This is a genomic window from Miniimonas arenae (assembly GCF_006351005.1).
GTDB classification, from domain to species: domain Bacteria; phylum Actinomycetota; class Actinomycetes; order Actinomycetales; family Beutenbergiaceae; genus Miniimonas; species Miniimonas arenae.
Window position 1 is genome coordinate 1 of sequence record NZ_VENP01000029.1, and the last position, 16,513, is coordinate 16,513.

The 16,513-nt window shown below is 76.1% G+C and carries 13 protein-coding genes and 1 CRISPR repeat array; of the genes, 4 read left to right on the plus strand and 9 right to left on the minus strand.

The window, feature by feature from the left end; all coding sequences use genetic code 11:
- Nucleotides 1–96: 96 nt before the first annotated feature.
- Nucleotides 97–3,082: a CRISPR direct-repeat array (repeat unit 28 nt; unit sequence GTGCTCCCCGCGCGAGCGGGGATGGCCC).
- A gap of 106 nt (nt 3,083–3,188) precedes the next feature.
- From FH969_RS08710 to FH969_RS08725, 4 genes are all read right to left on the minus strand, one after another.
- Nucleotides 3,189–4,007 (minus strand): MOSC domain-containing protein, encoded by an 819-nt coding sequence (locus FH969_RS08710; protein WP_199916461.1) that lies wholly within the window; start codon nt 4,005–4,007, stop codon nt 3,189–3,191.
- 43 nt (nt 4,008–4,050) lie between these two features.
- Complete coding sequence (locus FH969_RS08715) at nt 4,051–4,284, minus strand: hypothetical protein (RefSeq protein WP_108718918.1); 234 nt, start codon at nt 4,282–4,284, stop codon at nt 4,051–4,053.
- A 44-nt stretch (nt 4,285–4,328) separates the two neighbouring features.
- Nucleotides 4,329–4,598 (minus strand): hypothetical protein, encoded by a 270-nt coding sequence (locus FH969_RS08720; RefSeq protein ID WP_139986980.1) that lies wholly within the window; start codon nt 4,596–4,598, stop codon nt 4,329–4,331.
- Nucleotides 4,599–4,963: 365 nt separating this feature from the next.
- Nucleotides 4,964–5,269, minus strand: a complete 306-nt coding sequence (locus FH969_RS08725) for a hypothetical protein (protein ID WP_139986982.1) — start codon at nt 5,267–5,269, stop codon at nt 4,964–4,966.
- A 144-nt stretch (nt 5,270–5,413) separates the two neighbouring features.
- Here FH969_RS08725 and FH969_RS08730 point away from each other — a divergent pair, with 144 nt between their 5' ends.
- Complete coding sequence (locus FH969_RS08730; RefSeq protein WP_139986983.1) at nt 5,414–7,267, plus strand: threonine/serine exporter family protein; 1,854 nt, start codon at nt 5,414–5,416, stop codon at nt 7,265–7,267.
- 23 nt (nt 7,268–7,290) lie between these two features.
- On the opposite strand, the gene FH969_RS08735 is transcribed toward FH969_RS08730, so the two are convergent.
- From FH969_RS08735 to yczR, 3 genes are read right to left on the minus strand one after another with little or no spacing between them, the layout of a single operon-like run.
- Complete coding sequence (locus tag FH969_RS08735) at nt 7,291–8,217, minus strand: PfkB family carbohydrate kinase (RefSeq protein WP_139986985.1); 927 nt, start codon at nt 8,215–8,217, stop codon at nt 7,291–7,293.
- Nucleotides 8,214–9,257: an ADP-ribosylglycohydrolase family protein gene (locus FH969_RS08740; protein WP_139986987.1), complete on the minus strand. Its 1,044-nt coding sequence runs from the start codon at nt 9,255–9,257 to the stop codon at nt 8,214–8,216. Before FH969_RS08740 ends, FH969_RS08735 begins: the two co-directional genes overlap by 4 nt.
- A gap of 58 nt (nt 9,258–9,315) precedes the next feature.
- Nucleotides 9,316–10,824 (minus strand): MocR-like transcription factor YczR, encoded by a 1,509-nt coding sequence (gene yczR, locus FH969_RS08745; protein WP_218975295.1) that lies wholly within the window; start codon nt 10,822–10,824, stop codon nt 9,316–9,318.
- Between the two features lie 78 nt (nt 10,825–10,902).
- Between yczR and yczE the strand changes: the two genes are divergently transcribed.
- Nucleotides 10,903–11,553, plus strand: coding sequence for a membrane protein YczE (gene yczE, locus FH969_RS08750; protein ID WP_246071810.1), 651 nt, complete (start codon nt 10,903–10,905; stop codon nt 11,551–11,553).
- On the opposite strand, the gene def is transcribed toward yczE, so the two are convergent.
- Nucleotides 11,550–12,119 carry a peptide deformylase gene (gene def / locus FH969_RS08755; protein ID WP_108718926.1) on the minus strand — a complete coding sequence of 190 codons (570 nt, stop codon included), beginning with the start codon at nt 12,117–12,119 and terminating at the stop codon, nt 11,550–11,552. The two genes, yczE and def, sit on opposite strands and share 4 nt — an antisense overlap.
- Nucleotides 12,120–12,392: 273 nt before the next feature.
- On the opposite strand from def, the gene FH969_RS08760 reads away from it, so the two are divergent.
- Nucleotides 12,393–13,352: a hypothetical protein gene (locus tag FH969_RS08760; RefSeq protein WP_139986991.1), complete on the plus strand. Its 960-nt coding sequence runs from the start codon at nt 12,393–12,395 to the stop codon at nt 13,350–13,352.
- Between the two features lie 168 nt (nt 13,353–13,520).
- Here FH969_RS08760 and FH969_RS08765 read toward each other — a convergent pair whose 3' ends face one another.
- Complete coding sequence (locus tag FH969_RS08765; protein WP_139986993.1) at nt 13,521–15,884, minus strand: lysylphosphatidylglycerol synthase transmembrane domain-containing protein; 2,364 nt, start codon at nt 15,882–15,884, stop codon at nt 13,521–13,523.
- Between the two features lie 125 nt (nt 15,885–16,009).
- Here FH969_RS08765 and FH969_RS08770 point away from each other — a divergent pair, with 125 nt between their 5' ends.
- Nucleotides 16,010–16,465, plus strand: coding sequence for a hypothetical protein (locus FH969_RS08770; protein ID WP_139986995.1), 456 nt, complete (start codon nt 16,010–16,012; stop codon nt 16,463–16,465).
- The last annotated feature ends 48 nt before the right edge of the window (nt 16,466–16,513 follow it).

Here is a 16,513-nt window from a genome sequence, read left to right on the forward strand (position 1 = left end):
CCCGTGACCGTCAGTGGGCAGTTCTCATAACCGCCACCGGGCAGCGTCGCGGCCGTCTCCGGGCAGTCTCCCGTGGCCGCTGACACACCCGCTGCCGTGCTCCCCGCGCGAGCGGGGATGGCCCCGCGGTAGCGACGACGCACAACGGCTCCAACTAGTGCTCCCCGCGCGAGCGGGGATGGCCCGTCGCTGGTGATCCCGGCGACGGTTCCGGGGTAGTGCTCCCCGCGCGAGCGGGGATGGCCCCGCCCCGTACCCCGCGCCGGGGTAGAGCACATTGTGCTCCCCGCGCGAGCGGGGATGGCCCGAGGTGGAGCCGCCTGCACGCCCACCGCTGCGTGTGCTCCCCGCGCGAGCGGGGATGGCCCGCGGTTGCCGATGATGCTGATCCCGGACGCGCTGTGCTCCCCGCGCGAGCGGGGATGGCCCCCCCGACTGTCCGGCCGTGCGGGACGCGTTCCTGTGCTCCCCGCGCGAGCGGGGATGGCCCCCTCGGCCTCTACGCCTGGTGGAAGCAGGCGACGTGCTCCCCGCGCGAGCGGGGATGGCCCCCGGTCCGCGATCAACACCCCGGTCGTCTACTCGTGCTCCCCGCGCGAGCGGGGATGGCCCTTGTGACATCTCGCGGTTGCATCATGCATCCTCGTGCTCCCCGCGCGAGCGGGGATGGCCCGTGTCTCGCCAGGTCCGGTGCGGACATCGGCGCGTGCTCCCCGCGCGAGCGGGGATGGCCCCAGGATCTCGACGATCCCGTCCGCGCCGTCGGAGTGCTCCCCGCGCGAGCGGGGATGGCCCCGCGGCGGCGACGTCGTCGGCCGCTGTGACGACGTGCTCCCCGCGCGAGCGGGGATGGCCCGCTGTTCCGCCTGCGCTCGTTAGAACTTGCGCGGTGCTCCCCGCGCGAGCGGGGATGGCCCGGACTCCACCGTTCTGGCACACCTGGCCGCCACGTGCTCCCCGCGCGAGCGGGGATGGCCCGGCCTCCCGCTGAACCTCGCGGCCCGCCTCGTGGTGCTCCCCGCGCGAGCGGGGATGGCCCCGCCGCGCCCGTCCGCCGCTGGGTCACCCACGAGTGCTCCCCGCGCGAGCGGGGATGGCCCCCCCCGCAAGATCGCCGGGTCGGAGACGTGGTCGTGCTCCCCGCGCGAGCGGGGATGGCCCGGCCCGGCAGGGTGCCGGCGGCCTCCCGCTGCGGTGCTCCCCGCGCGAGCGGGGATGGCCCTTACTCGTCGTGCCCCGAGGGGCGCGACGGGCGGTGCTCCCCGCGCGAGCGGGGATGGCCCCATCGCCGCGTCGGGGTTCCTCGGGGCGGGCGCGTGCTCCCCGCGCGAGCGGGGATGGCCCCAGGCCCTCCGGCCCGAACACCGTGCGGAGGGTGTGCTCCCCGCGCGAGCGGGGATGGCCCGAAGTTGTCCTCCAACGTGACGTTCGACCCGAAGTGCTCCCCGCGCGAGCGGGGATGGCCCGCGCGTGGAGGCCGCACAGGCCATCGCCGCTGCGTGCTCCCCGCGCGAGCGGGGATGGCCCGCAAGCGCGACCGTCGGACTACTGGCTAGACGAGTGCTCCCCGCGCGAGCGGGGATGGCCCCGCGGCGGGGTGGTCGGCGTTCGTGCAGGGGTCGTGCTCCCCGCGCGAGCGGGGATGGCCCGCAGTCGACCGGGTCTGAGACGAGCGTGCAGTAGTGCTCCCCGCGCGAGCGGGGATGGCCCCGGACTCCCCACCGAACCCGCACTGCGCGCGCAGTGCTCCCCGCGCGAGCGGGGATGGCCCCTCCTCACCGCGGTACGCGACCGCACCCTGCCCGTGCTCCCCGCGCGAGCGGGGATGGCCCGAAGTGCGGCAAGTCGCCATGGGGTGCGGGGATGTGCTCCCCGCGCGAGCGGGGATGGCCCGACCACCGTGAACGCCGACCCGGCCGCGATGGGGTGCTCCCCGCGCGAGCGGGGATGGCCCGCCCTTGATCAGCGCCCCGGCAGCGAGCACCCCGTGCTCCCGCGCCACGCACCCACACCTGGTGCTCCCCGCGCGAGCGGGGATGGCCCCCCCCATCTCGTCCTCATGCGGTCAGTGTGCCGGTGCTCCCCGCGCGAGCGGGGATGGCCCGGTGCGCAATCCCGACGGCCTCGCGAGCCGCACGTGCTCCCCGCGCGAGCGGGGATGGCCCCGGGGCGCTGGACTTCGGCGAGGCGGCGGTTGAGTGCTCCCCGCACGAGCGGGGATGGCCCCAGGTGGGGCATTCCCACGTTCGTCATCTCGTGGTGCTCCCCGCGCGAGCGGGGATGGCCCGCGCGCCGCGACGACCATCGTCTTCGTCTGAGAGTGCTCCCCGCGCGAGCGGGGATGGCCCCCGTAGCGGTGGGGGGTGACGTCTGCCATGAAGGTGCTCCCCGCGCGAGCGGGGATGGCCCCGGTTGCCGTCCTCGTACGTCGGAGCGGTGAACGTGCTCCCCGCGCGAGCGGGGATGGCCCAGGCCCTCGCACGATGCGAGGGCCCGGATCAGGGGTGCTCCCCGCGCGAGCGGGGATGGCCCCGCTCGCGCGCCCCTGACGCCGTGCAGCTGCCCGTGCTCCCCGCGCGAGCGGGGATGGCCCGTCGGCGTCGAGGGGGCGGACGGAGACGATCCGGTGCTCCCCGCGCGAGCGGGGATGGCCCTCTCGCCGGCGGCCTCACCCGACCGGGCACATCGTGCTCCCCGCGCGAGCGGGGATGGCCCTGGGTCGAGCGCGGGTCCCCTGCCGACCGGCCCGTGCTCCCCGCGCGAGCGGGGATGGCCCCCGCCGCGAACTCTACGCGGGGACCTCCAAGGGGTGCTCCCCGCGCGAGCGGGGATGGCCCGTCGACGCGGGCGTGCACCGGCAGTGGGATCGGGTGCTCCCCGCGCGAGCGGGGATGGCCCGTCCCGCGCCAGCGGGCTGGACTGCTCCGGCCTATGCTTCCCGCGCGAGCGGGGATGGCCCCGGTGAGTGCCCGAACGGAAGCATCAGCAGCGCGTGCTCCCCGCGCGAGCGGGGATGGCCCCAGGTTCGGGGAGAGCGCGAACCGTTGGGAGGGCGTGCTCCCCGCGCGAGCAGGGATGGTCCCCGGCGAGGCGTCACCGCCGGTGTCAAACCCGGGGCTTGACACCGCACACCATGCGGCCGCGGCCGCCGACACGCGCCCCTCGCGCCGCCAGCCCCCCGGCCCCGCCTACTCGACCACGACGACGGGCGAGCTGACCTCGATCGCTCCTTCGCCGTCGGGCACGAGGTTGACGCCGAAGAGCGTCGCGGAACCCGACCTGTGGTGCCGCGCGAGCGCGCGCAGCGGCTGGCGCCCGCGCGCGAGGGTCTCGGGGTCGACGGTCGTCAGCGCGCATCGCGTGCACGGCCCGATCACGCGCATCGGCACGCCGCCGATCACGATCCGCCGCCACGACTCCTCTGCGAACGGCGCGAGCTCGCGGTCGGAGCCCGAGACCACCACGTTCGGCCGGAACCGCCGCATCGGCACGGGCACACGATCCGCGTCGGAGCCGCGCTCGTCCGCCGCGATCCACTCGTTCACCCGCGCCAGCGACGCCGTGCTCGTCAGCAGGATTGGGTACGCGTCCGCGTACGCGGTGTGGTCCGAGGCGCCGACCGCCCGCCACGTCGGGTCCGGGCAGTGCACGAGCCGCACGCCCTCACGCCGCAGCACCTCCCCGAACCACGCGGCGGCCGCGTCGCCCGCGTCGACGCCGAGCGCCGGCGCGTCCCACACCGTCACCTCGCGCGCGTCTCCCTCGGGACGCCCGACGGCGAGCGTCGCCATCCCCGGCGCGCTCAGCTCGAGCGCATCGTCCGGCGCGAGGGCGGCGTGCACGAGCAGCAGGCGCGAGTCGGTCCGGGACGTGATCTGGGCGCCGTCCGGGTCGACCACCATCCACCGCCGGTCACCGACGAGGCCGGCTCGTTCGACGACGGCGGAGCGCAGGTCGTGCGGCGCGGTGCTCTTCACGGGGTAGCGGTGGAGGGAGGCGACGTGCACGGCCGCGACGCTACCGGCCGTTCACCGCCCGCCCCGAGAGCTCTCAGGAGTCGGCGGACCGGAAGCGCTGCTGCGCGCCCTGCTTCGTGAGGCCGTAGACCTCACCGATCGTGCGCCACGTGGTGCCCTCCTTGCGGAGGCTGCGCACGAGGTCGATCTCGAGCTTCTCGAACTGCTCCCGCGCGGCGCGGGCGGCGGCGAGGCGCGCCAGCGGGTCCTTGATCGAGCTGACGGACTCGGCAGCGCGATCGAGACGCTGGGTGTGCTTGCTGGCCACGGCGCAATCCTAGGTCAAGGAAACGTTGACGCGGGCGTCGGCGCTCACCACTGGACGGGGGCGAGCGGGACGAGCCCGGGTGAGTCGGGGTGCACGATAGCGAGCGCGAGGTGCAGCAGCACGCCGAGCGCGAGGCCGAGGCCGATCCACAGCGCGACCCGCGCCCACGGGCGGTGCGTCACGAGCCCGGTCAGGCCGGTGACGACGACTCCCGCGGCCGCGAGCCAGACCACCCAGCCCGCCGACGCCACGAACTCCCCGACGACGAGCGCGAGCGCCGCCCAGAGCCAGTGCCACGCGCCGCGCCGCAGCACCGGCGCGGCGGGCGCCCTGTGCTGGGTCGGCTGGCGGGTCGGCTGGCGGGTCGGCTGGGGGGCGTGCGGTGCGGAGTGGTGCGGTGCGGTACGAGGCGCGGGACGGGGACGAGGCGCGAGCGGGCGTGCCGCCGCAGGGGCGCGTCGGTGCGACCGGTGCTCGGGGGGAGTGCGATGCCCTGGGGTCCGGCCGGTCTCGCCTGCGAGTGCCACGCATCACCTCGCTGTCTCACGGGGATCTCACGTCGATGTGGGTCCGTCGCAAGTGTTACCGAACCGTGATCTGGCGTCCAGCAAGCGGGCGTGGCGCGGCGTGTCGGCGCGCCACGCGCCGCGTCGCGACATCGAGGTCGCGACGTCGCGACTCAGCCGCGGCGCGCGCCGGCCGCCTTGAACAGCTCCGCGAGCGCGTGCCGGGTGTGCCGGAAGTCGGACTCGTTCTGCACGTCGTCGGTGGTCGCCACGAACGAGGTGGACTCGCCGTCGGTGTCCTGCACGCTGATCGTCGCCGACCAGCCCCACGTCTTCTCGCCCGCGTCCCGCTTGAGCACGAGCGAGGTGTGCGTGCTCGCCGCGTGGTCGACCCGCCAGTCCGAGGCCGTGGCGGCCGTGCGCAGGCGCGCGAGCGCCGCGGCGGGGGCGGCCGGGATCGTGTAGTGCACCGTGGGCATCAGGGTCCTCCTGCGTCGTCTCGTGGGTCCGCCTCGACGCTAGTCCGCGCGAAGGCTGCCCACCATCGGTACGGCTCCACGTCGGCGTCTCGTCGGCTCCTCGCCCGCTTCTCGTGGGCCCGCCCCGCGCGTTACGTTCGGCTCGTGTCGACCCTCATCGCGCCGTCGCCCACCGCCGAGGTGACCACCGTCGACCCGACGCTCACGCCCTCGCCCTTGCCCTCGGCGACGGACCAGACCTCGGCACCGACCGACGAGCCGACCACGACGTCGCCCACCCCGTCCGCACCCGCCACCGCAACCACCGCGGGGGAGGACGCCACCGACCAGGCGCCGAGCGAGGGCACCGACGCCCCGTCGACGCCGAGCACCACCGACGGCGGGGAGCTGCCGACGACGCCGGGCGGCACCACGACAACGATCGTGTGGGAGCAGCGGCCGGCCGTCGAGACGTCCCAGGTCTCGGGCCTGGCGTTCGGGGTGGCCGTCGCGGCGCTGCTCGTGGTGGCCGTCGTGCTCGCGCTGCTGCGCCGTCGCGAGCTCGCGCAGGAGGGGGCGGCCGGGCGGGCGACCGGCGTGCCGGCACCCGCGGCCCCGGAGACCGCGCCGGGCACCCCGGCCGACCCGGCGACGGCCGTGACAGCGGTCCTCGCGGGTGACGCGCTCGCCGCCACGCCGACCGGCGCCGCCGCGCCGACCGGCGCCGCCGCGCCGACCGGCGCCCCCACGGCGGCGACCCCACCGCCGGGGACCACGCCGCCCGCGCACGACCCGGCCTCCGAGGTCGCGTTCCTCGTCCTGCTCGGCGAGGCGCTCATCGACTGTGCGAGCCCGATCGCCGAGGTCCAGCGCGTCCTCGTCGACGTCGCCGAGGTGCACGGGTTCCCCGAGGCCGAGATCATCGCGCTGCCGACCGCGGTGCTCGTGACGCTTCCCGGCACGTCGGCGCAGACGGCCGCGGCGACGGCGGGCGGGCGGTCGTTCCGGCTCGACCAGGTCGAGGACGTCGTCACGCTGGCCGAGGCCGCGCGCACGGGTGAGATCGGGACGGCGGAGGCCACGGCGCGGCTGCGGATGATCGGCCTCGCGCCGGCGCCGTACTCCGAGCCCGTGCTGGTGGCGGGCTATGCCGTCTACAGCGTGGGGCTGTCGCTCATCCTCGGCGGCGGCTGTCTCGATCTCCTGGTCGTGGCCGGCCTCGGCGTGCTGGTTGCGCTCGTGCGCCGGCTCACGAGCGCCCGCCAGACCTACTTCGAGGCGCTCGTGGTGCTCAGCTGCGCGTTCGGGACGTCGGTGGTCTCGCTCGGGCTCGCGCGACTCGACGTCGGCGTCGCGGTGCTGCCCACGCTCGTGCCGCCGATCGTGATGTTCCTGCCCGGCGCGCTGCTCACCACGGGCGTCATCGACCTCGCCACGCGGCAGATGATCGCGGGCGCGGCGCGCCTGGCGGCGGGTGCGATGCAGACGGTGCTGCTCGCCGTCGGGGTCGCGGCGGCCGCCTCGCTCGTCGGGGTGCGAGCGACCGTCCTCGACGAGGAGCCGCACGGCGTCGGCGTGCTGGGACCGTGGCTCGGCGTCGTGCTGTTCACCGCGGGGGTCGGGCTCTACCACTGCGTGCGGCGCAGCGCCCTGCCGTGGGTCCTGCTCGTGGTGACCGTGGCCTACGCGGGCCAGGTGGTCGGCGGGCTGCTCTTCGGCGGCGTGGTGTCCGCCCTCGTCGGCGCCATGGCGATGACGCCGGTGGCGCTCTACGCCGCGTCGGTCCGCGGCGGCCCGCCCGCGCTCGTGTCGTTCCTGCCCGGGTTCTGGGTGCTCGTGCCGGGGGCGCTCGCGCTGGTCGGCCTCACGGAGACCTTCACCACCTCGACCGGCGGCGCGACCTCGCTCCTCACCGCGGGCGCCACGATGGTCGCGGTGTCCCTCGGCGTGCTCGTGGGGCTCGCGCTGCACGCGCTCGGCGTCGCGGGGGCGGACCGGCTCCGGCGCCCGACGGCGTAGCGCGCCCCGTGCGCACGGCGCGCTCAGCCGCCGTGCCGCGCGAGGTGCGCGTCGATCTCGCCGCGCGTGGGCGCCGTCGCCGGGCCGCGCCGGCTCGCGGTGAGCGCCCCGGCGACGTTCGCCCGCCGGACGGCCTCGGGCAGCGGCGTCCCGCGCAGCACCTCCGCCGCGAGCACGCCGGTGTGCGCGTCGCCGGCCCCGGTGCTGTCGACGGTCGTGACGGCAGGTGCCGGCACCGTGTGCGCCGACGTCCCGGTGTCGAGCACGCACCCGGCCGCGCCTCGACGACGCAGCACCGTCGCCTCGGGCCGCACGAGGTGGCGCACGGCGGCGGCGCCGCCCAGCAGGCGCGTCTCGCGCTCGTTCAGCGTCAGCACGTCGGCGCGATGCGCGACGGCGAGCAGCACCTCGCGGTCGATCTCGCCGACGAGCGGGCCTGGATCCAGCAGCACGCACGCGTCCGGCACGGCGGTCACCCAGGCGGCGAGCGCGCGCCCGCCCGGGTTGACCAGGTCGTAGCCCGAGACGACCACGACGTCCTTGCGGTGCACCCGGACGGCCGCCAGCATGCCCGGGGTGAGGTGGGCCTCGAGGCCGGGCGCCGTGAGGAACGTGCGCTCGCCGTCGGGCTCGGTGATGGTGACGCACAGGCCCGTGTCGGTGGCGCCGTTGGCGTCAGCCGGCCCGGGCGCCTCCGGCGTGAGGAGCACGGCGACGCCCTCCCGGGCGAGGCAGCGGGCCGCGAGCATGCCGTAGGGCCCCGGGCCCACGAGCCCGACGAGGGCGGCCGCGACGTCCTGGCGCGCGGCGGCCGCAACCACCGTGAAGCCGCCCCCGGGCGTCGGCGCGCCCGCCACGCCGAGCACGTCGCCGCCCCGCTCGGGCAGGTGCGGCGCCGCGAACGGCAGGTCGACGAGCACCGACACCGTCGACAGCACGCGTGCCGTCACCGGGCCGTCCCGCCGAGGCGCAGGGCGAGGAGGTCGTCCGCGAGGGCCGTCAGGCCGGTCCCGGGGTCGGCGAGCGCGGGGTTCGCCGCCAGCAGCTGCCGCGTGGCGTCGGCCGGGAACGCGTCCGCGCCGTGCAGGGCTCCCGCGATCGCGCCGGCCATCGCGGCGATCGTGTCGCTGTCCCCGCCCAGGCTCGCGGCGGCCCGGACCGTGAGCCACGGGTCGTCGGGGGTGAGGGCGAGCACGGCGAACGCGGCGGGCACCGCCTCCTGCGTGGCGACCCCCGTTCCCACGAGCTCGTCGACCAGCTCGAGCCCGCCGTCGAGCCGGTGCTCCGCGACCACGTCGAGCGCCCAGCCGATCCGGGCTGCGACGTCCGCGCCGCCGACGTGGTGGCCGAGCGTGGCGCCCAGGTGCGCTGCCTCGATCGCGAGGTCGGTCGCCTCGGCGAGGTCGGCGCCGTCGACGGCGGCGCTCACCGCGGCGGCGACGGCGGCCGCCCCGGCGACGGCGATCCCCGTGTCGTGCGTGACGCGGCCCGCGCGGTGCACGCCCTGCACGAACGCTCCGAGCTGCCCGAGGGGGTGTGCGATCCCGAACGGCGCGATCCGCATCGCGGCGCCGTCGGTGTCGCCCCAGCGCCCGGAGGTCCCGACGGGGGCGCCGGCCGCGACGGCGTCGAGCGCCCGGCGCGTGCTCGGGCCGAGGAGGTCGAGCGAGCCCGCCGCGCGCATCGCGTCCTCCCACGCGAGCAAGTCGGCCGCGAGCCGGTGCTGGTCGACCTCGCCGTGCCCCGCGAGCAGCAGCCGGGCCAGGAGGAGCGCCTGATCGGTGTCGTCGGTGACCCGGCCGGCGGGCAGGCCGGCGGCGATCTCGTGGTCGGCGGGCGCGGGGTGCAGCTGCGTGAGGAGCGGGCCGTAGCGGGCGCGGACCTCCTCGAACGGCAGTCCCTGGGTCGGCATCCCGAGCGCGTCGCCGAGCGCGAGGCCCAGCAGCGCACCACGTGCGCGCTGACCGGTCTGCGGGGGCGACGGCGCCATCCCGAGAGGCTACGCGCGTCGCCTGGTGCGAGCCACGGCCGGTGTGGAGCGCGCGGTCTCAGGCGATGAGCGGGGGCGCCTGCGCGGGAGCGCCGGCGCCACGCCCTTCGCCCCCTGCGGCGCCCGCCGCGCCGCCCGCGACGACCTCCGCGTACGCCTCGACGAGCAGCCGCACGGTCGCCGCGGGGTCGGCCACGTCGGCAGTCAGCGGCAGCCGGATCCGGTCCCGCGCCGACCCGTCGGACGTGAACCGCGGCCCGGCGGCCAGCGCCACACCGCGCCGCAGCGCGGCCTCGGCCAGCTCGGGCCCCACCGGATCGGGCAGCCCGACCCAGAGGGCGAGCCCGCCCCGCGGCGTTCGCGCCGCCCAGCCCGGAGCGTGCGCCGCGAGCGCGGCGAGCCAGCCGTCCCGCAGGGTGCGCAGCCCGGCCAGGCGCGCCGTGAGCAGCGGTCCGGGCCCGTCACCGGCGAGCAGCTCGGCCTCGAGGAAGTCGGTCCCGATCAGCTGGTCGAGCGCCGAGGCGCCGAGATCGAGCGTGAGCCGCGCGGCCTGCAGCGCGGCGACCTGCGCCGTCGGGCAGCGCACCCAGCCCACCCGCACGCCGCCCCAGAGCGGCTTCGAGAGGCTGCCCACGGAGTACGCCCCGGGCAGGTGGGCCGCGAAGGGGGCCGGCAGCTCGCCGTCGTGCGCGGCGTCGAGCACGAGTTCGGCGAGCGACTCGTCCACGAGCGCGGTGCCGCCCACGGCGGCGATCCCGGCCGCCAGCGCGGCGCGCGAGCCGTCCGGCAGGACGTGACCGGTGGGGTTGTGGTGGTCCGGCACGAGGTAGGCCAGCCGCGGTCGAGCCGCGCGCAGGGCGGCGAGCGCGACGTCGAGGTCGAGCCCGTCGCGCGGCCCCACCGGCACGGGCAGGAGACGCGCGCCGGTCGCGCGGAGCGCGCCGACGGCGCTGGGGTAGGTCGGGTTCTCCACGAGCGCGCGGTCGCCGCGGCGCAGCACGGTGCGGGCCACGAGCGCGATGCCCGCGAGCGCACCCGAGGTGACGACGAGCTGGTCCGGGTCGGTCGGCAGTCCGCGCGCCGCGTACCGTGCGGCGATCGCGGCGCGCAGCGCGGGCAGGCCGACCGGCTCGTAGCCGGGGCCGCGCAGCAGTGCGGGGAGCCGGGCGACGGCGCGCTCGACGAGCGCCTGCGTGCCGGGCACGCACGTCGCGGCCGCCGCCGTGAGGTCGAGCGCCACGCCCGCCTGCGGCACGAGCGCACCCGGCAGCACCTCGCGCCGTCCCGGCAGCGCGAGGAACGTGCCCGAGCCCACCCGCGGGTGCGCCCAGCCGGCCGCCGTGAGCTCCGCGTACGCGCGAGTCACCGTGGTCCGGGACAGCCCGAGCGCGACGGCGAGCTCCCGTTCGCTCGGCAGCCTCACCTGGGGTGGGAGTCGCCCGTCGACGGCGAGCGTCCGGATCGCGGCCGCGAGCGCGGCGTAGGCGGGGCGGGTGCTCGGCTCGCCCACGAGCGCGGCGAGCCGACCGGCGGTCACGGGCACGGCGTCGCGCAGGGGGTCCGTCACGGGGGTCACGTGGTCCACGGGGCCACTTCATCGCAAGTGGCTATCGAAAGCAAGGCCAATCCGGTGCAGGATGTCCCGGTGAGAACGGTCCTCGCCCTCGTCCGCCACCCGGTCGACCAGCTGCGCGAGCCCGGCCTGGGCCGCCGCCTGCCGCAGCTGCTCGCCGGGCTCGTGCTCTACGGGTTCTCGATGGCGATGATGGTGCGCGCGGGTCTCGGCCTGGACCCGTGGGACGTGCTGCACCAGGGCGTCGCGCGGCGCACGGGGCTGTCGTTCGGGACCGTCGTGATCCTGGTCGGGGCCGCGGTGCTGCTGGCCTGGATCCCGCTGCGGCAACGGGTCGGCGTCGGGACGCTGTGCAACGTCGTCGTGATCGGGGTGGCCGCCGACGCCGGGCTCGCGGTGCTGCCCCCGGCCACGGGCTGGGCGGCGCGGATCGTGCTGCTGGTGCTCGGCGTCGTGCTCAACGCGCTGGCGGGCGCGCTCTACGTGGGCGCGCACCTCGGTCCGGGACCGCGCGACGGGCTCTGGGTCGCGATCGCGGCGCGCAGCGGCTGGAGCGTGCGCGCGGTGCGCACCGTGATCGAGGTGAGCGTGCTCGCGATCGGGTTCGTGCTCGGTGGGAGCGTGGGCGTGGGCACCGTGCTCTACGCGCTGGCGATCGGTCCGCTCGTGCAGCTGTTCCTGCCGCTGGTGAGCGCGCGTCGGCCGGCCGGCTCGAGGGACTAGCCCTCGCCGACCTCGTCGACCCCGGGCGTCCACGACACCCCGGGCACGCCCCAGCCGCGCTTCTTGCTGATCTTCTGGCAGATCTGCCGTTCCTTGCGAGTGAGGCGGTCGGTGTAGAGCACGCCGTCGAGATGGTCGAACTCGTGCTGCAGGATGCGCGCGCGCCAGCCGGTGACCTCCAGGCGCACGTCCGCGCCCTCGAGGTCGGTGCCGGTCACCACGACGTGGTCGGAGCGCCGCAGGGGGAAGCGCTCGCCGGGGAACGAGAGGCACCCCTCGGCCTCCTCCTCCTCGTCGGGCTCGCCCGGCGCCGGCGGCGTCATCCACAGCTCGGGGTTGATGACCACGCCGCGCCACGGGCGGTCGGAGTCGTCGACGTAGGCGTAGGTGAACAGCCGCAGCCCGACGCCGACCTGGGGCGCCGCGAGCCCGACGCCGGGGGCCGCGTCCATCGTCTCGACCATGTCCGCGACCAGCGTGCGCAGCTCGTCGGTGATCTCGCCGACGGGGGCGGCGGGGGTGTGCAGGACGGGGTCGCCGGACACGACGATGGGGAGGATGGCCACGGAACGAGCCTAGTTGGCGGCCGCCTCGCGTCGGCTCGGACGGCTGCGAGCGCTGGGGACGGGCGGCCCGGCATCCGTGGCCCGTCAATGGCGACAGTTGCGGAGCCATACGCTCCGGAGACGTCGCCATTGATGGGCGCGGGGTACCCGGGGTGGGTGGGACGGCCACCTGTCGAGACAGCCGGTTGTCCACTGCGCGACGGCGTGCACGCCGTCGCACCGGCATCCACAGTCGTCCGACCGTCGACGACGCCACCGCGTGAGTCTGGTGGCATGTCGCTGCCGTACGAGACGTTCCCGCACCTGACCGACGACGACCTCGCCGAGGTCGAGCGCATCCAGGGTCGTGTCCTCGCGATGGGTCAGCTCGTGCGGGCCGGGCGGTCCGAGCGCTACGGACGCTCACGGGTCGAGAGCGGACGGTGGCAGCAGCTCTACCGCGGCACGTACGTCACGCACGCCGGTCCGGTCTCCTTCGAGACACGGTGCTGGGCGGCGCTGCTCGCCGTCGGACCCGGCTCGGCCCTGGCGGGAGAGACGGCCGCCTACCTGCAGCGACTGCAGACCGTACCGCCCGCGGAGATCGAGGTCGTCGTCCCGCGCTCGCGCCGCGCGCGGGGACGCCTGCCCGGCGTACGGGTTCGCAGCACGCGCGCCCGCGTTCGCGCGGTGGACCTCCCGCCGCGCACGCCGATCGCCGTGACGACGCTCGACCTGGTCGGGCGGGCAAGCAGCACCGACGAGGTCGTCTCGACCGTCACCGCCGCCGTGCGAAGGCAGGGCGGGCAGCTCGCGTTGCGCAACGAGCTCGAGCGGAGACACCGGACTCGCCATCGCGACCTGCTCACCGATCTGCTCTCGCCCGCCGCAGAAGGGATCGAGTCCGCTCTCGAGCATCGGTTCGATCGCGACGTGCTCCGCGCTCATGGGCTGCCCCGGATGACTCGCCAGCAGCGGCAGGTCGTGCAGGGGGTGCTCATCCGAGCAGACGTCGTCAGCGAGGAGTTCGCTGTGCGATTCGAGCTCGACGGTCGACTGCACCGTGACAAGACCGACGCAGACGTCTGGCGCGACAACGCCATGGTGCTCGAGCGGGGCGAGCGGACCCTGCGATATCGCTGGCGACACATCGCGGGGACGCCGTGCCGCACCGCGCGTCAGGTGGAGCGGGCGCTGCAGAAGGGCGGCTGGGCCGGGCGGCTTCGTGCGTGCGGCGAGGCGTGTTCGACGTGACGGCTTGGGCTTGGGTCTGGTGGGCGTCGGGGGTCGACGTCGGTCGTCGACACCGTTGGTGACGCTCTCGGAGCGTATGGCTCCGCAACCGTCGCCAACAGCGGTGCACGGCAGGATGGCGGGGACGGGCGGCGCGCACGGCAGGGAGGGCGGGCGGCGAGCCGCCTGCTACAGCACGTCCTTGGCGGTGAGCGTCCGGAACGCCACGAAGCCCGGCAGGATCGGCACCCAGAACGTCGCGAGGCGGTAGAGCAGGACCGCCGCGAACGCCGTCGCCGACGGAATGCCGATGGCCGTGAGCGCGGCGGTCAGCACGGCCTCGACGGCGCCGATCCCGCCCGGCGTCGGGGCCGCGTTGGCCACGGCGCCGGCCGTGAGCGAGACCAGCACGGTCGCCACGAAGCTCGCCGAGTGGTCGAAGGCCTGGAGTGCGAACCAGAGCGCGACGCCGTACCCGAGGGGGAGCAGCACCACCCCACCGAGCAGCTCGGCGAGCTTCGCGGGGCTCGAGACGACGGGCCGCATCGCCTCGGCGGCCTCCCGGACCGCCGGGACCACGGTCTTGCGCAGCAGCTCGCGGATCTTCGGGATCGTGAACGCGCCGCCCGCCAGGGCGAGCACGCCGACCCCGATGAGGATGAGCACGTGCGCGGGCGGCAGCTTGTCGAGCTCGTCCGCCAGCACCCCGGTCGAGCCCGCCCAGAACGCGAACACGACGAGCAGCGCGATGTGGGCGATCCCGACCGCAGCCTCCTTCGCGGCGCTCGCGGACACCGCGACCGGCGTGGGGTAGCCGCGCTTCTGCAGGAAGCGCACGTTGAGCGCCACGGTGCTCACCCCGGGCGGGGAGAACGTCGCGACGAACGAGCCGGCGAGCGCGACGGCGGCCGCCTCGCCCACCGGGACGCGCCCCGGGGTACCGCCCGCGAGGCCGAGCGCGGCGCCCACGTAGGTGGCCGCCGAGGCCAGCAGGAGCGGTCCGATCCAGGTCCAGTCCGCGTCCTGGACCGAGCTCACCATCGTGGACACGTTGGCCAGCTGCGGGGCGAGCACGTAGATGGCGACGGCGAGCGCGAGCGCCATCACGAGCGTGCGCGGCTTGAACCGCTCGACCGCGACCGGCGTCGGTACCTCGACCCCCGCCGCGCGGGCCGCCTCCGCCACGAGCGGCGCGAGGGCGTCGGGCACCTTCTTCACGGCCGCGCGCGTGCGAGGCGTGAGCGCGGCGGGCACGATCCGCTCGACGGCGGCCACCAGCCGGTCCGTGCCGAGCACCTCCAGCGCGGGGGCGACGGCGCGCTCGGCCCCGACGAGCGCGTAGGTCGAGGCAAGCAGCTCGGCGTCGTCGCCCGCGAGCGGCGCGTCCGCGACCCCGGCCTCGCCCCGGGTGAGGTTCGTGATCCAGACCTGGCCATCGCCGTCGAGCACGAGGTGGCGGACAGTGAGGTCGCGGTGGGCGATCCGGACCTCGTGCAGCCGGCGCACCTCGTGCCACGCGGAGGCGAGCACGTCGTGCGTCAGCGCGTCGGCCGGCACCTCGTCCAGGGGCGTGGCGTCCAGACGCTCGACGGCGAGGATCGCCTCCCCGAGCGGCGCCGTCGCGACGGCGAGCACGGCCGGCACGTGCACGCCGCGGTCGGCGGCGAGCATCGCCACCATGGCCTCGGCGGACACCGCGCGCGACGGCGAGGCGTGCGCCGTCTCGTCGCCCGTGTCGCGCAGGCGGATGCGCCGGAAGGCGCGGTCGAGCGTGTCGGTGCGCCACGCGCGGTCGTCGACCACCCGAACGAGGATCCCGTGGCCGGTCCTGGCCGATCGCACGGGGACGCCCCACTCGTCGTCGTGGCCGAGCGGCTCGACATCCGTGACGGGCAGGTCGACCGCGGCGAGGGCGGCCGCGAGGCCCGAGGGCGTCAGCTCGCGCACACTGCGCCCCATGGCGAGCAGGACGAGCGTGCCGACGAGGCCGCCGACGCCGATCGCGAGCACGACGTCGAGCGGTGCGTCCGGCGCGGAGAGCGTGCGCAGGAGCGCCAACGCCACGAGGGCGGACCAGAGAATCCGTTGCCACGCGCCGCGGGCGACCGGGCGGAGGGTCGCGGTGAGGGCCGCGACCGACGCGATGAGCAGCGACGAGGGGACGTGGCTGACGGTCGCGACCGGCGCGAGCGAGGAGCCGTCCGCGTGCTCGAAGTCGAGCCGGCTCACCCCGAGGAACGCGGCGTTCGCCACGACGGCCGCGACGGCGCCGCGCACCACCAGGCCCGGTCGGCGCAGGACGAGGAGTGCCACGGGCGTCGCGACGAGGCCGACGAGGAACGCCGTCTGGAGCGAGAGGAGGGCGATCTCGATGACCGTGTGCGGCACGCCGTCGAGCAGCGCGCGCAGGTCCTCGTCAAAGGCCTGGGTGGTGCGCCGCGCGACGCTCGCGAGCAGCAGCCCGACGCCCGCGATGACCGCGAAGGTGACCAGGGCGCTGGTCTCCTGCCACCAGGCGCGGCGGGTGACCGCGCGGTAGGAGTCCTCGGGCATGACGCCGAACGTACCGTCGCCGAGCGAGTCGGATCACGACGCCGGGCGGGTATCACGCCCGAGGCGCGGGCCTCACCTGTGGCATCCGGGCAACTGCCCGGGACCGACAGGCAAAGGAGCTCACCATGGCCAGCGCGTACGACCTCATCCACGCGATCACCCGCAACGACAAGGCGGCGTTCATCATCGCGATCGACCCGCGGGCGGCGGACGCCCTCATCCCGAAGCACGGCTTCGCGCAGCGTGCGGGCAGCAGGGTCGCCCTCAACCCGCAGCCGCTGCCGCCGGCGGAGCTGTCGCTCGGCGCGGCGCTGCTGTACGAGGTGACCCGGGCGGCGATCGCCGGCGCGGGCAGCGAGGACGCGGGTGCCGCGGCCAGGCTCGTCTCGTTCGAGATCGACGACTGGTGCGGCACCGGGTGGCCGCGCAAGTGGCCGAAGCCCAAGAGCAAGCTCGACGTGCTCGACGTCTTCCTCGGTGCCGCGATCGCCGCGGACGACCTCGCCGGCCGGTACGAGGGCTCGCTCGGCGAGGCGCTCGCGGGCGCCGCCAAGCAGCTCGCCGACCAGGCGATCGGCTGAGCGGAGCGCGTTCGGCTGGCCCGGCGTCGGGCACTGGGCCACACTGGC

Bases quoted from the DNA above. Each gene is read 5' to 3' on its own strand.
- FH969_RS08765 (WP_139986993.1), bottom strand. From the start codon at position 15,884: ATGCCCGAGGACTCCTACCGCGCGGTCACCCGCCGCGCCTGGTGGCAG.
- FH969_RS08770 (WP_139986995.1), top strand. From the start codon at position 16,010: ATGGCCAGCGCGTACGACCTCATCCACGCGATCACCCGCAACGACAAG.
- FH969_RS08760 (WP_139986991.1), top strand. From the start codon at position 12,393: ATGTCGCTGCCGTACGAGACGTTCCCGCACCTGACCGACGACGACCTC.
- FH969_RS08725 (WP_139986982.1), bottom strand. From the start codon at position 5,269: ATGCCCACGGTGCACTACACGATCCCGGCCGCCCCCGCCGCGGCGCTC.
- FH969_RS08740 (WP_139986987.1), bottom strand. From the start codon at position 9,257: ATGGCGCCGTCGCCCCCGCAGACCGGTCAGCGCGCACGTGGTGCGCTG.